This window comes from Nonomuraea zeae, from assembly GCF_005889725.1.
In the GTDB taxonomy this organism is placed as follows: Bacteria; Actinomycetota; Actinomycetes; order Streptosporangiales; family Streptosporangiaceae; genus Nonomuraea; species Nonomuraea zeae.
Genome location: NZ_VCKX01000050.1, coordinates 39,399 through 53,964 on the forward strand (window position 1 = coordinate 39,399; position 14,566 = coordinate 53,964).

Here is a 14,566-nt window from a genome sequence, read left to right on the forward strand (position 1 = left end):
TGGCCCTGCTGATCGCTTTCTTGACACTCGGGCGCCACCGCCAACCACAGCGTCCCGACCGAACCTTCGGTGCGCAACCACGCAGTCTCGGAAATGCGACAATCGAGGAATGTCGATCTTCCTGGAGACCAACCGCCTGACGCTGCGCCGTTTCACCGATGCTGACGAGGACAACCTGGTTGAACTCGACAGTGATCCTGAGGTCATGCGCTTCCTCAGCGGCGGCAAGCCGACTCCCCGCGAGGAGATCCGCGGCCGGGTCCTGCCAGTGCTCTTCGGCTACTACGAGCGATTCGAAGGTTTCGGGTTCTGGGCGGCGGAGGAGAAGGCCACCGGACGGTTTCTGGGCTGGTTCCACTTCCGACCGGGCAAGAACGCACCACGTGACGGCGAGATCGAGATCGGCTATCGGCTACGCAGGTCGGCCTGGGGCAAGGGCTACGCCACCGAGGGGTCGCGTGCGCTGATCCGCAAGGGTTTCACCGAGTTGGGGGTGGAACGGGTGGTCGCAGAGACGATGACGGTCAATCTCGGCTCCCGGCGCGTGATGGAGAAAGTCGGCCTGAGACTCATACGCACCTTCCACCGCGACGGACTGGACGCCATCGAAGGCTTCGAGCACGGCGTGGTCGAGTACGCGCTGGCCAGAGCTGATTGGGAGCGTGAGCTTCGAGGTGTTCGCTAAGATCTCATCGGCCTGATTGAGACGTGCGGACGCTCTCGATCCGAGACGCCAGCGGCCAGCCGAGCCCTGCAAATAGCAACACGACCTGCATGGGACACGGCCACTGCGGCGACAACCGCCGATGAACTGTACGAAGTTGGTGCCGAGCGCGGCAACCTGGTCGATGGCGCCGATCCAGTCATCTCCGGTCATGACCCCATGCGTGCCGTCGGGGCCCGCTTCCGCATGGCAGTGGTGGCATTGGAGTTGGCAGAGGCGGCTCACATCCATCCAGACGCGAAACGCAGACGCTCGCCAGGCTTAGCAGGGTCGGAAGGTGCGTGAAGATGGTCGGGTAGTGCAGAGGACGTTGGTCACGGCTGTTGACCTGACCTTCCTGCTCGGGAGTGGTGCCCTTTCTGGTCGGTGTCCTGGGTCGGGTAGTCCCCGGACCGGCGCGGGAGGAAACGCTCGTGAGCAAATCGGGGACATGCTCGGGGATCTCCACGTGCCGATCACGTACTGCGTGATCTTTCGATGGTGGGGACCGGGCACCGCAACGTTCGTCTCCAGCCTGCCGAGGTCGGTGCCGCCGATCTTGGCCCAGGGCCAGCGACTTGACGATCTGTGGCCTGGGCACCGCCAGCGCTCCAGTTCCCCACCTTCGACCGCGTCAAGGGAGGGCGGTTGCGATACTGAGCAACCCGCTACGTACGGTCACGACGAGGTTGGGCTCCGGTAGGAGGCGTCATGTGGTGGAGCAGGCACAGTGAGCGACTTGCCGAAGAAGTCACCGCTGAGGAAATCCCGGTGGCGGCCGGTAGTTGCGGCGGTTCCCAGGCATCTGCTCGTCCCTCGGTGGTGGAGCACTCCAGATGGTGAGCCGTGGGGCGTCTGGCCGGTGTGCGACGGCATGGCCATTCCGGACGCGTGGGCGCGGGCCGCTTACGGGAACGTGTCCTTGGTGACCGAGGTGGACGCATGCAGGCTGACCTCGCTGACGACGGCAGCCTTGTCTCCTACCGGTTCGGTGCCGAGTCGGTCACGTCGCTCGACGTGAGTTCGTACCTGACCGATGCTGCGCTTGGGCCGCCTGGATGCGATGGGGCTGCGGCCGACGCCGCTCATTCTCTCGGCGGTCAAGAACGCCGGCGGGGGAGCGGATGGCCGCATCGGGTGGGACCGTGGCATGTTCACCACAGCCGAGGTGCCCCGCGAGAACTGGCACGGGCCCATGCCGGGTGGAGCCGAGGATTCTGGTGGGGAGAGTCGGGACCGCTATCCGGTGGCGCGCATCCGGCCGTTCAGCGATGTCGCCGCCATGCTGGAACTCGCGGCGCCAGGCATCCGGCATCAGTACGAAGACCGTGACGACGGGCAGCGCGCCGCGCACATGTCACATGCCGATGGCTCGTGGGCTCACGCCGGCAACAAAGCCGCGCCGATCTCCGGTCGGGTGGGCGCGGCTCCTCCTCGTCCAGTCTTACGGCATAGGAGTGTGGTGGCACTCGACTGCTGCCGCGGTCCGGGCGACGTCGCCCGCGATGATGGCCTCTACCAGCTCGGCGTGCACCTGCAATCGCACGCGGAGGTAGTCCGCGGAGCGGCCGGTGTCGTCAAGGTCGGCACGCTCGGACAGATCGCTGATGAAGTGGGTCATGCTGAGGTAGACGGCCTTGGCGACGTGGTTGGGAGTGATCTCGGCGATGCGTTCGTGCAGCGCCCAGTTGGCGCGCAGGAACGGGTCGGTGCTGGTCGTGGCGCGTCTGAGAGTAGTCATCAGTTTGCGCAGGTCGGAGATGTCTTGTCGGCTCCGGTGTCGTGCCGCGTCGGTGGCGATCAGAGGTTCCAGGGCCTCGCGTACCGCGATGGCGTCGGCCACGGTGGTGGGCATCTTCCGCACGGTCAGCAGGGTGTGACGGAGCCGGACGATCGGGTTGGGCTGAGCCACGAACAGGCCACCGCCGCGTCCGGGGCGGATCTCGACGCCGCCGCGATCGCTGAGCAGTCGCGCGGCCTCGCTGATGGTCGCGCGCCCGTAACCGGAGCGGTCACGGAACTCCTCCATCGTGCCGATCAGATCGCCAGGACCGAGGCCGCGTTCGACGATCATCGACTCGATGTCCGCGGCCAGCGCCTCCGCGCGGGTCAGGGGTTCAGCGTTAACCACCCGAATAGTTCTATCAGATTCCTGGCCATTCCGGCAGTCGGGCGGTACGCTCCGGCAAGAAACATAACACCCTAAATATCCGGGTGGTTATGATCGTCGACTAGCCTGCTGGCCAGCGACTTTGTCCCGCACCGAGGAGGTTGCGATGAACCGTGTGCTCGTCAAAGGCGGCACCGTGCTCACCATGGAGCCGGGCGACCGGCCACGTCTGGCCGACGTGCTGATAGAGAACGACGTGATCGCCGCGGTAGGGCCGGGGCTTGAGGCCGACGCCGAAGTGATCGACGCGACCGGGACCATCGTGCTTCCCGGGCTCGTGGACACCCACCGGCACGTCTGGCAGGCGGGACTGCGCGGGCTGACCGGGGACTCCGTGCTCAAGGACTACTTCCGCAGCATCAGGTTCCAGGCCTCCGGGGTGTACCGGCCCGAGGACGTCCAGGTGGGCAACCTGGCGGGGATGCTCGAGGCCATCGACGCCGGAGTGACGACGGTGCTCGACTTCTGCCACGCGGTCAGCACGCCGGACCACGCCGACGCCGCGATCGAGGGCAGCCTGGAATCCGGGATCCGCACCCAGTTCGCCCTTGGTTTCAGCGACGTCCCCGGCCAGGACGCGTCCCTGGCCGGCGCCGAGGGCAGGCTCGCGCTCGCGACCAGGCTGCGTGAAGGACGCCTGGCCGCGGATGACGGGCTGGTCACCCTCGGGATCGCGCTGTCGGACCTGCCGGAGGTCGGCATCGACCGCATCCGGACCGAGCTGACGGGCGCACGGCGGCTCGGACTGCGCAGCACCACCAACGGCCTGGCGATCCTGTTCCATGAACCAGTGGACGATCTGGCCGTGTTCGGCGAGGCCGGCCTCCTCGGCCCTGACCTGGTATGGGTGCACCTCAACTACGCCACCGCCGACCAACTGCGCATGGTGGCAGACTCGGGCGGCTCGGTGGCGACGTGCACCGAGGCCGAGATGGCCATGGGCATGGGACGCCCGGCCACGGAGCGGGTGCTGCAGGCGGGCGGGCACTGCACGTTCGGCTGTGACGTCACCACGTCCGTCTCCGGCAGTCTGCTGCAGCAGGCACGCACCGCGATGCAGGTGGGGCGCCTGCTCGCGGCCGATGAGGGAATGGCCGCCGGACGCGCACCCGAATCGGTGCCGCCGTCGTGCGAGACGATGCTCAAGGCCGCCACCATCTGGGGCGCTGAGGCGCTGGGCCAGTCCGCTCGCATCGGCAGTTTGCGGGCGGGCAAGCAGGCCGACGTGATCCTCATCCGTGCCGACGCCGTGAACACCGCTCCCGTGCACGACCCGTACGCCACCGTGATCACGCAGTCGCACCCCGGCAACGTCGACACCGTCATCATCGCCGGCCAGGTACGCAAGCGCGCCGGCGTGCTGACCGCGGACTGGGGATCGGTGCGCACGCGACTGGAGGAGTCCAGGGAGTACGTCGCCGTGACGGTGGAGAAGACCGGCGGGTTCTTCCCCGATCCTCCGCTTGACCTGCCCTGGTAGTCGAAAGGAACGCTGTCGTGCATCTCGTGAGAGCGGCCGAGGCGGTGCCGTACGCGCCGCCTGGCCACCACCATGTCACCGCCCGCCGCCTCCAGGGCCTCGACGCCGGGGGGCCTGGGGGCTTCTCCGTGGGAGTGTCGCACTATCCGCCCGGCTCGACGGTGGACACCGCACCGACCGCGGCCGAGACCGTGTACGTCGTCCTGGCCGGCGAACTGGAGCTGACCTGCGACGGAAGTATCCATACCGTGAGCCGCCACGACTCGGTCCATCTCGCCGCGGGCGAGGTGCGGTCACTCCGCAACGCCTCGGCTGCCGACGCCACCCTCCTGGTGGTGCTGAAGCCATGACCGAGCTTCCCGAGTACGACGATCTGCCGCCCGCGCCGGACGGCGGCCGCAGCGCGTGGGGTCTGTTCGGTGAGCGGGACCAGTTGGGGCTGGTGAACCTGCTCACGCCCGAGCGCACGGCCGCCGCCGCGAAGCTCGTCCGCAGAGGCGTCGGCTTTCCTCTGGACGCGCCGCTCGGGATGTTCTCCCCGCCGCTCAACAGCAACCGGGGAAACCCGCGCCACCAGGTGATCGCCCAGCCGGGCGGCATCGGCTTCGACGACGTGTGGGACAACGTGTATCCGCAAGCCGGCAGCCAATGGGACTCGCTGGCGCACATCGGCTACAGCCGCCAGATGTACTACAACGGCGCGACCGCAGAGGACATCGTGTCCGGACGGCGCAACACGATCGACCGGTGGGCGGAGCACGGCATGACGGGCAGAGGGGTCCTGCTGGACATGCCCGCGGCCATGCGGGCGCTCGGCCGGCCCTACGATCCCGGCGCGACCGTCGAGTTCGGTCCCGAGGAGCTGGAGGCGGCCAGGCGGATCGCCGGCGTCGAATACCAAACGGGGGACATCCTCCTGCTGCACACCGGCTTCACCGGCTGGTACGCCGAACAGCCGGACAGCGTGCGAAAACGCCTGCCGCGCGATCTGCACGCACCTGGGCTGGCGCATTCGGAAGACGTCTGCCGTTACCTGTGGAACGCCCATTGCGCGGCCGTGGCCTCCGACACCTTCGCGGTCGAGGCGTGGCCTGCCGACACCAGCCCGCAGGCGGCGCCGTTCGGCTTCATCCATCAGATCCTGATCGGCAGCTTCGGCATGGCTCTGGGGGAGTTGTGGTGGCTGCGCGACCTCGCCGAGGACTGCGCGCGTGACGGCGTCTATGAGGGGATGCTGGTCAGCGTGCCCGCTCGGGCGCCGGGCGGGATCGCCTCGACGCCAAACGCAACATTCCTGAAATAGCCGGTAACACGCTCTTGACCTGTTGGTTGCGGAGCGGCACACTCACATAAAACACCCGAACCTTTAGAGGGTTAGCGGGATCTCGGAGGCTTCAGAGCTTCTCGTCCGGCGACGGAGCGCGCCGCATCTTCTGGGAGAGACACGTGCCTGACATCTACGACGTTGCGATCGTCGGTTACGGGCCTGCGGGCGAGGTGGCGGCGGCCACGCTCGGCGCGGCCGGACACCGCGTGGTGGTGTTCGAGCGGCATAGGGAGCTGTATCCGCTGCCGCGCATGGTCACCTTCGACGGCGAGGCGTGCCGTACCGTGCAGGCGACCGGCTCGTCCATCGACAAGGCGCTGAGCACGGCCGTGACGTTGAAGGCGTGCCACTTCGGGGACGCCGCCGCCGAGCCCATGCTCACCCTGGACTGGAGCGGCGCGCAGTGCGGGTTCCCCGCCCACTCGTCGATCTTCCAGCCGGACGTCGAGGCCGTGGTGCGGGAGAAGGTGGACACGCTGCCGAACGTCGAGGTGAACCGAGGCGCCGAAGCGATCGGCCTGACCCAGCATGACGACTTCGTCGAGCTCACGGTGCGTCCCAAGAAATCCACCGATCCGGCCGAGGAGCGGACGATCCGGGCCCGGTACGTCATCGGCGCCGACGGCACTGCGAGCTTCGTCCGCGAGGCCGCCGGGATCACCATGCGTGACTACGGGCTGCACGAGCGCTGGCTCAACTTCGACATGAACAAGCTCGTTGACCTGCCCGAACGGTTCGACCGGCTCATCATGATCATGGATCCGAAGCGGCCGCACATGTACATGCCGCTGGGCACCACCCGCCAGCGGTTCGAGATCCGCCTGCACGAGGACGAGGATGAGGAGGCGATGTACGACCCGCAGGTGGCCTGGGACTTCCTGCGTGAGGAGCACGGCCTGAACGAGCAGCAGATGTCGATCTGCCGTCAGGTCGTCTACCACTTCTACACCCGGGTGGCCGAGCGGTGGCGCACCGGCCGGGTCTTCATCGCGGGCGACGCCGCCCACACCATGACCCCGTACATGGGGCAGGGCGGCTGTTCCGCCATCCGTGACGGCCGCAACATCGGCTGGAAGCTCTCGCTCGTGCTGTCCGGCGCCGCCGGCGATGACCTGCTGGACGACTACCAGGCCGAGCGGGAGCCCCATGTGTCCGCGATCGTGTTCGCCAGCGATGGGCTGTCCCGCCTGGTCAACATCGTCGACCCCGACGAGGCCGGGCGGCGCAACCATGCGCTGCGCAACAATCTCAGCCCGCCCCCGCCGCCGTTCCCCAAGCTGGAGCACGGAGTCCTGCACCGCGAGTCCGACGGCTCGATCGCCGCGGTGACCGGGTCGCTGTCCCCGCAGGGCCGCCTGCGCAAGGGCGGCGTGGAAGCGCGCGGCGACGACCTGCTCGGCCACGGCTTCCAGCTCATCTCGCGCCATGCCCCCCAGCTCTCGGCGGCACAGCTGCACACCTTGGAGGCGGTCGGCTGTTCCGTCGCCGTCCTGGAGGACCCCGCCGACCCGAACGCGGTCACCGACCTCGACGGCGTCTACACCCAGTTCCTCAAGGACCACCACGCCGACGCCTACATCACCCGTCCGGACTGGTACGTCTTCGGCGTCGCCCTGGACTCCGGCCTCTCGTCGCTGGTCGACGAACTGGCCGCCCGGCTCCACCTGACCAACGAAAGGCAGTCCGCGTGACCCACGTGCGCACCGAGTCCGACATCGAGTACGCCCAGGCGGACGGTGTCTCCCTCGACCTCGACCTCTACTTGCCGGCAGTCGAGGGCCCGGCGCCGGTCGTGCTCTACCTGCACGGAGGCGGCTGGCAGGTGGGTGACAAGCGCGACGGCGCCGCCGAGCGGCTGGAGCTGTTGGCCTCCTACGGCATCGCCGTCGCCTCCGCCAACTACCGCTTCGCCGCCCAGGCGACCTACCCCGCCCAGGTCCACGACGTCAAAGCGGCCATTCGCTGGCTGCGCGCCAACGGCGGCCAGTACGGCCTGGCCACCGAGAGGATCGGCGCCTGGGGCGCGTCCGCCGGGGCGTATCTGGCCAGCATGGCGGGACTGACCGCCAAGAACGTCGAGCTGGAAGGCGCGGTCGGCGACCACCTCGACCAGCCCAGCCGCGTGGATGCGGTCGTGCACTGGTTCGGCCAGAGTGATCTGCTGGCCAACTCCCGCCGCACCTGGCTGGAGAAGGAGATCCTCAACCCGCCGTTCGAAGGGCCGCTGCTCGGCCTGGCCGACGTCGCCGACGACGTGGCCGCGGCCCGCGCCGCCAGCCCGCTGTCCTGGGTGAGCGCGGATGCGCCGCCGTTCCTCATCGCCCACGGCGATCGGGACAGGGTCACGCCCGTCTCCGAAAGCCTGGCCCTGCACGACGCCCTCGTCCGCGCGGGGGCCGAGTCGACGATGATCCTGCTTGGCGGCGCGGGGCACGAGGGTGAGGAGTTCGATCGCCCTGACCATCTGCGACTGACGGCCGCGTTCCTGCTCAGCCACCTGGCAGGCGCCGCATGACTCCGCTGCTGCGCCAGGTGCTGAGCCAGGTCAACGGCCCGGACCCGCGGCTGAACGAGATCGTCTCCGCGCTGGTCACGCACCTGCACGCCTTCGTGGAAGAAGTGCGCCCGACCGAGCGGGAGTGGCTCGCCGGGCTCGACTTCCTCATCGAGACCGGCCAGATGTGCACCCCCGAGCGCAACGAATTCATCCTGCTGTCCGACATGCTCGGCCTCACCACGGCGGTCGACGACGTCAACCACGTCGGCCCCAAGAACATGACGCCGTCGTCGGTGGAGGGCCCTTTCCACTCGCCGGCGCCCCAGCGCGAGCTCGGCGCCTGGATCAGCTTCGGACCGGAACGCGAGCGCGGCGTGCCGACGGTCGTGCACGGCCGGGTGCTCGACTGCGACGGCACCCCGCTGGCCGGCGCCCAGGTCGATCTGTGGCAGGCCAACGACACGGGCCTGTACGACACCCAGGACGACACCCAGGACAGCGGCAACCTGCGCGGCCTGTTCACCACCGACGCCGACGGCCGCTACTGCTTCCGCACGATCCGGCCCAGCAGCTACCCGGTGCCCACCGACGGCACCGGCGGCCGACTGCTGCACGCCATCGGCCGCCATCCGATGCGCCCGGCCCACCTGCACTACCGGGTCACCGCCGCCGGCTACCGGCCGCTGACCACCCATGTCTTCCTGGCCGGCGACCCCTACCTCGGCTCCGACGCCGCGTACGCGGTCAAGGACGAGCTGATCTGCCACCCCCGCGAGCGCACGCAAGGGTGGGAGATGGCCGGCCCCTACGAGGAGATCGAGTTCGATCTCAACCTGGTACCTCTCCACTGGAAGGAAGGGCAGTGAAGCTCGCCGGAATCCGGCTCCCCGGAGATGACAGGGTCCACGTCGCGCGACTGGACGGGGAGACCGTCCACGTCGTGACCGACGTGGCCCGGTTCTGGCGCGACGCCCGGGGCTGGACAGCCAAGGCCGCCCGGCTCAGCGGGGCGGGACTGCCCGCCACGTCGGTGCGGTTCGCGCCGCCCGTCCCCCCGTCGGCGCGGGTGATCTGCGTCGGGCTCAACTACCGCGCCCACGCCGCCGAGGGCTCCCACGAGGTGCCCGAGTACCCGACCCTGTTCGGCCGCTGGACGGCCTCGCTCAGCGTCGGCGACGTGCCCGTACCGGTCCCCACGGGAGAAGCCGGCCTGGACTGGGAGGGCGAGGTGGCCGCATACGTCGCCGAACCCCTGGTCGACGCCGACTCCGCCACCGCGCATGCGGCCGTGCTCGGTTACTCCACCTTCAACGACCTGACCGCCCGCCGCGCCCAGAAGCTCACCACCCAGTGGACCCTCGGCAAGAACGGCGACCGCAGCGGTCCCATGGGCCCGATCGTCACCGCCGACGAAACCGGAGACCTGCGCGACGGGCTGCGCGTCCAGACCCGCGTCAACGGCACGACCGTCCAGGACGGCAACACCCGCGACATGATCTTCGAGGTTGGCGACGTGCTGTCCCTGATCAGCCGCACCTTCCAGCTCAACCCCGGCGACGTCATCGCCACCGGCACCCCCGACGGCGTCGGCTACGTCCGCACCCCGCCATGGCTGCTGCAGCCCGGCGACGTCGTCGAGGTCGAGATCGACCGGCTCGGCACGCTGCGCACGCCCGTCGCCGGCCGCAACCGACAGGAGGACCCGCGATGACCATCCCGCACTGGATCGGCGGCAAACGCGTCACGGGCACGAGCGGGCGCACCGCCCCGGTGACCGACCCGTCCACCGGCGCCATCACCGGCGAAGTGGCGCTGGCCTCCACCCGCGACGCCGACACCGCCATCGCCGCCGCGGCGGCGGCCTTCCCCACCTGGCGCGACACTTCGCTCGCCCGGCGCACGCAGATCATCTTCGCCTTCCGGGAACTGCTCAACGCCCGCAAGGGCGAACTCGCCGAGATCATCACCGCCGAGCACGGCAAGGTGCTGTCGGACGCGCTCGGGGAGATCACCCGCGGTCAGGAGGTCGTCGAGTTCGCCTGCGGCACCCCTCACCTGATCAAGGGCGAGTTCACGGAGAACGCCTCCACCCGCGTGGACGTATCCTCCATCCGCCAGCCGGTCGGCCCGGTCGCCATCATCAGCCCGTTCAACTTCCCCGCCATGGTGCCCATGTGGTTCTTCCCCGTCGCGATCGCCGCCGGGAACACCGTGGTGCTCAAGCCCAGTGAGAAAGACCCGTCCGCGGCACTGTGGATCGCCGAGTTGTGGGCCGAGGCGGGACTGCCGGACGGCGTGTTCAACGTGCTGCAGGGCGACAGGGAAGCAGTCGACGCGCTGCTGGTCTCGCCCGCGATCAAGGCGGTCTCCTTCGTGGGCTCCACCCCGATCGCCCGCTACGTCTACGAGAGGGCCACCGCCCACGGCAAGCGCGTCCAGGCGCTGGGCGGGGCCAAGAACCACATGGTGGTGCTGCCCGACGCCGACCTCGACCTGGCCGCCGACGCTGCGGTGAACGCCGGCTACGGCTCGGCGGGCGAACGCTGCATGGCCATCAGCGCGCTCGTCGCGGTCGGCGCCATCGCCGACGACCTGGTGGCGAAGATCGCCGAACGCACAGTCAAGCTCCGCACCGGCGACGGGATGACCGGCGTCGACATGGGACCGCTCATCACCCGCGCCCACCGCGACAAGGTGGCCGGATACATCGATGAGGGGGAGGGCGCGGGCGCCCGGCTCGTCGTTGACGGCCGGGAGGTGGCGGCCGAGGGCGAGTCCGGCGGCTTCTGGCTCGGCCCCACGCTGTTCGACCACGTCACCACCGACATGAGCATCTACACCGACGAGATCTTCGGCCCCGTCCTGAGCGTCCTGCGGGTGAACACCTACGAGCAGGCGGTCGAGCTGATCAACGCCAGCCCGTACGGCAACGGCACGGCGATCTACACCAACGACGGCGGCGCGGCTCGGCGCTTCCAGAACGAGGTGGAGGTCGGGATGGTCGGCATCAACGTGCCCGTCCCCGTCCCCATGGCCTACTACTCCTTCGGCGGCTGGAAGAACTCACTCTTCGGCGACCTGCACGCGCACGGCATGGAAGGCATCCGCTTCTTCACCCGAGGGAAGGTCATCACCAGCCGCTGGCTCGACCCGAGCCACGGCGGCATCAACCTCGGCTTCCCGGAGAACACGTGAGCCACGGACCGCTCGCCGGGATCGTGGTGGCCGACCTGACCCGCGCCCTGGCGGGACCACATGCCACCATGATGCTCGGCGACCTCGGCGCCACCGTCATCAAAGTCGAGACCCCCGGCGCGGGGGATGACACCCGTGGCTGGGGGCCGCCCTTCCGCGACGGCGAATCCACGTACTTCCTGTCCGCCAACCGCAACAAGCGCTCCATCGAGCTGGACCTCAAGTCCGACGACGGCAGGCGCACCCTGGAAGCGCTCGTCCGCAAGGCCGACGTGCTCGTGGAGAACTTCCGCACCGGCGTGCTGGAACGACTCGGCTTCGGCCCGGACCGGCTGAGCGAGCTGAACCCGCGGCTCGTGGTGCTCAGCATCAGCGGCTTCGGCCACGACGGCCCTGAGGGCGGCCGGCCCGGCTACGACCAGATCGCCCAGGGCGAGGCGGGGCTGATGTCGCTGACCGGCTCGGGTCCGGACGACCCTCAGCGCGTCGGGGTGCCGATCGCGGACCTGCTGGCCGGCATGTACGGCGCCTACGGCGTACTCGCCGCCCTGATCGAACGCCAGCACACCGGGGCCGGCCAGGTCGTGCGCACCTCCCTGCTGGCCGCCGTCGTGGGCGTGCACGCCTCCCAGGGCACGAAGTGGACCGTGGCCGGCGAGGTCGGTCACGCCCAGGGCAATCATCACCCGTCCATCTGCCCGTACGGGCTGTTCCACACCCGCGACGGCGCCGTGCAGATCGCCATCGGAAGCGAGGGACTGTGGCGGCGGTTCTGCACCACGTTCGGGCTCGACCCGGACCGGCCCGGCCTGGCCACCAACCCCGAGCGCGTCGCCAACCGCGCCACGGTCATCGAACTCGTCGAGGAACTGTTCGCCGGCCACGACACCGCGCAGCTCCTCACGACCCTCGCCGAAGCCGGCATACCGGCCGGCAAAGTGCGTGATCTCAGCGAAGTGTACGAATGGGACCAGACCCGCAGCCAAGGGCTTCTGCTCGACGCGTTTCACCCCACCCTGGGGCCGATTACCGTTCCCGGTCCACCTTTGAGGTTTTTCGGCTCCGACGGCACGGAGCAGACTTTCGCTGGGCACACGGCGCCCCCGCTGCTCGGCGCAGACAGCGCGGTCATCCGCGCGTGGCTTGCCAACGAAGCCACGCTGGAGGCGGACACATGATACGGCGCCTGACCGCCCGCGAGCTGATCGACGCCCTGCTGGAGGAGGGCACCTTTGATACCTGGGACATCGAACCCGTGGATGTGGATCCCGATCAGGCCTATGCCGCAGACCTTGCCGCTGCTCGCGAAAGAACCGGGCTCGACGAATCAATCATCACTGGCTGCGGCTTACTTCACGGACGCCGCGTCGCCATCGTCGCCGGTGAGTTCGGGTTCCTGGGCGGTTCGATCGGTGTAGCCGCAGCCGAACGCCTGGTGTCAGCTGTGGAACGTGCCACCGCAGAAGGCCTGCCTCTTCTCGCTGCCCCTGCCTCCGGCGGCACGCGCATGCAGGAAGGCACCGTAGCCTTCCTGCAGATGATCAAAATCTCCATGGCCGTTGCCGCGCACAAGAGCGCTGGATTGCCCTACCTCGTATACCTGCGCCACCCCACGACGGGTGGCGTGCTGGCGTCCTGGGGTTCACTGGGGCACATCACCCTGGCCGAACCCGGCGCGCTGATCGGCTTTCTTGGCCCGCGCGTCTATGAGGGCCTGCACGGCTCCCGGTTCCCCAAGGGGGTGCAGACGGCAGAGAACCTGCATGCACATGGGCTGGTGGACATGGTGGTCTGCCCTTCGAAACTGTCCTCCGTCGTGGACCGCACTCTTCGCATCCTCAGCTCCTCCGCGGAGAGAGTGAGCGCACCGCCGACCACCGGCCCGTCGCCCGACAGCCCTGCCTGGGAGGCCGTGCTCTCCACTCGACGCTTGGACCGTCCCGGGGCACACCGCCTTTTGCAGAGTACGGCGACGGACGTGATGCGACTCGGCCCCGCAGGCGGTGGAGTTATCTTGGCCCTGGCTTACTTCGGAGCAGTTTCCTGTGTGTTCGTCGGTCAGGAACGCACTGGGGACACCTTTGACGTGGCCGCCCTTCAGAAGGTTCGCCGGGGCATTCGGCTTGCTGGAGAACTGCGGCTGCCACTGGTCACCGTGATCGACACCCCAGGGGCCGAACTGTCCAGCGCGGCTGAGGAAGGCGGTCTGGCGCGCGAGATCGCGCACTGCCTGACCGAACTGGCCACCCTGCCGTCTCCCACAGTCTCTCTACTGCTGGGGCAGGGGACCGGCGGGGCGGCGCTGGCGATCCTGCCTGCTGACAGGGTACTCGCCGCCCAGCACGGCTGGCTGGCACCACTGCCTCTCGAAGGTGCGAGTGCTCTCGTACATCGGACTCCGGATCGGGCATCGGACCTCGCCAGCGCTCAGCACATCCGGTCCAAAGACCTAGCCGATTCCGGCCTGGTTGATGACATCATCCTGGAATACGGTGATGCAGCGGACGAGCCTGAGGACTTTTGCCACAGAGCAGCACAGGCATTGCGCTACGAACTCGCGTGTCTGACGGCCATGGACCCGACCACGCGGCTCAAGGAGCGACAGCGCCGCTACCGCAAGCTGGCTTGATGGCGAGGTGGAACGATCACCAACCACTCGGCGCGAGCCGGTCAGCCTCATGCTGCTTGGTGAACTGCGCGCGTACCCACAGGTAGCTGAGCAACGAGAGCCCGGCGCACCCGGCGATCGCCATGACGACCAGGCCCGCCGACGGCGGGCCGGCCAGCAGGCCGCGCAGGGTATCGACGAGCGGGGTGAACGACAGGTGCCGAGCTATGGGCCGCACCCCCGGCCCCTTCTTGCCGGCCGGCACGAGCCCGATGATGATCCCGATGGCCACGAGGCTCGCGAGCATGACGTCATAGCGGGCCAGCAGGCCCCGCATCGTGTGGCGGAAGTCGATGCCGTCCAGGACGATCTGGTCCTCGTCCGCCTTACGCGGCGTCGCGGCCGCAATCACTGAGCCATTCATGGTCGTTACGATCGCGGACCGCTCTGATGCCCGGCCGGTGTCGCGCTGACACGGTCGCTGACACGGCCGGTCCCGGCGCAGGCATGGGCCTCGCCTCGGAGCACATGCCTGATGGGGCCGGCCCCAGTCCCAGCCGGGACACGCCGCGCAGCCCGCCCCCAC

The 14,566-nt window shown here is 68.8% G+C and carries 13 protein-coding genes; 11 read left to right on the forward strand and 2 right to left on the reverse strand.

Annotation, left to right across the window (positions count from 1 at the left end; all coding sequences use genetic code 11):
- The first annotated feature begins 109 nt into the window (after window positions 1–109).
- Entirely contained in the window at window positions 110–685 is a 576-nt protein-coding gene (locus ETD85_RS18370; RefSeq protein ID WP_138690942.1) for a GNAT family N-acetyltransferase, read from the forward strand.
- A gap of 1,462 nt (window positions 686–2,147) precedes the next feature.
- Here ETD85_RS18370 and ETD85_RS18375 read toward each other — a convergent pair.
- On the reverse strand, window positions 2,148–2,834 hold the full coding sequence (locus ETD85_RS18375) for a FadR/GntR family transcriptional regulator (RefSeq protein WP_240779218.1): 687 nt from the start codon (window positions 2,832–2,834) through the stop codon (window positions 2,148–2,150).
- Window positions 2,835–2,979: 145 nt separating this feature from the next.
- On the opposite strand from ETD85_RS18375, the gene ETD85_RS18380 reads away from it, so the two are divergent.
- The 10 genes from ETD85_RS18380 (at window position 2,980) to ETD85_RS18425 (ending at window position 14,001) form a co-directional block, all read left to right on the forward strand.
- The gene (locus ETD85_RS18380; RefSeq protein ID WP_138690943.1) at window positions 2,980–4,353 is read left to right on the forward strand and encodes an amidohydrolase family protein; all 1,374 of its coding nucleotides are present in this window, start codon (window positions 2,980–2,982) and stop codon (window positions 4,351–4,353) included.
- Window positions 4,354–4,370: 17 nt separating this feature from the next.
- Window positions 4,371–4,703 (forward strand): cupin domain-containing protein, encoded by a 333-nt coding sequence (locus ETD85_RS18385; protein ID WP_138690944.1) that lies wholly within the window; start codon window positions 4,371–4,373, stop codon window positions 4,701–4,703.
- Window positions 4,700–5,656 (forward strand): cyclase family protein, encoded by a 957-nt coding sequence (locus ETD85_RS18390; RefSeq protein WP_138690945.1) that lies wholly within the window; start codon window positions 4,700–4,702, stop codon window positions 5,654–5,656. Before ETD85_RS18385 ends, ETD85_RS18390 begins: the two co-directional genes overlap by 4 nt.
- Window positions 5,657–5,799: 143 nt before the next feature.
- On the forward strand, window positions 5,800–7,371 hold the full coding sequence (locus tag ETD85_RS18395) for a bifunctional 3-(3-hydroxy-phenyl)propionate/3-hydroxycinnamic acid hydroxylase (RefSeq protein ID WP_170246736.1): 1,572 nt from the start codon (window positions 5,800–5,802) through the stop codon (window positions 7,369–7,371).
- The gene (locus tag ETD85_RS18400) at window positions 7,368–8,195 is read left to right on the forward strand and encodes an alpha/beta hydrolase (RefSeq protein WP_138690947.1); all 828 of its coding nucleotides are present in this window, start codon (window positions 7,368–7,370) and stop codon (window positions 8,193–8,195) included. Before ETD85_RS18395 ends, ETD85_RS18400 begins: the two co-directional genes overlap by 4 nt.
- Window positions 8,192–9,043 (forward strand): dioxygenase family protein, encoded by an 852-nt coding sequence (locus ETD85_RS18405; protein ID WP_138690948.1) that lies wholly within the window; start codon window positions 8,192–8,194, stop codon window positions 9,041–9,043. Before ETD85_RS18400 ends, ETD85_RS18405 begins: the two co-directional genes overlap by 4 nt.
- Window positions 9,040–9,888, forward strand: a complete 849-nt coding sequence (locus ETD85_RS18410) for a fumarylacetoacetate hydrolase family protein (RefSeq protein ID WP_138690949.1) — start codon at window positions 9,040–9,042, stop codon at window positions 9,886–9,888. The genes ETD85_RS18405 and ETD85_RS18410 overlap by 4 nt, the downstream gene beginning before the upstream one ends.
- Window positions 9,885–11,372 carry a CoA-acylating methylmalonate-semialdehyde dehydrogenase gene (locus ETD85_RS18415; RefSeq protein ID WP_138690950.1) on the forward strand — a complete coding sequence of 496 codons (1,488 nt, stop codon included), beginning with the start codon at window positions 9,885–9,887 and terminating at the stop codon, window positions 11,370–11,372. The genes ETD85_RS18410 and ETD85_RS18415 overlap by 4 nt, the downstream gene beginning before the upstream one ends.
- Complete coding sequence (locus ETD85_RS18420) at window positions 11,369–12,550, forward strand: CaiB/BaiF CoA transferase family protein (protein ID WP_138690951.1); 1,182 nt, start codon at window positions 11,369–11,371, stop codon at window positions 12,548–12,550. Before ETD85_RS18415 ends, ETD85_RS18420 begins: the two co-directional genes overlap by 4 nt.
- Entirely contained in the window at window positions 12,547–14,001 is a 1,455-nt protein-coding gene (locus tag ETD85_RS18425) for a carboxyl transferase domain-containing protein (RefSeq protein WP_138690952.1), read from the forward strand. Before ETD85_RS18420 ends, ETD85_RS18425 begins: the two co-directional genes overlap by 4 nt.
- A gap of 16 nt (window positions 14,002–14,017) precedes the next feature.
- Here ETD85_RS18425 and ETD85_RS18430 read toward each other — a convergent pair whose 3' ends face one another.
- Window positions 14,018–14,404 (reverse strand): hypothetical protein, encoded by a 387-nt coding sequence (locus ETD85_RS18430; RefSeq protein WP_138690953.1) that lies wholly within the window; start codon window positions 14,402–14,404, stop codon window positions 14,018–14,020.
- Window positions 14,405–14,566: the final 162 nt, after the last annotated feature.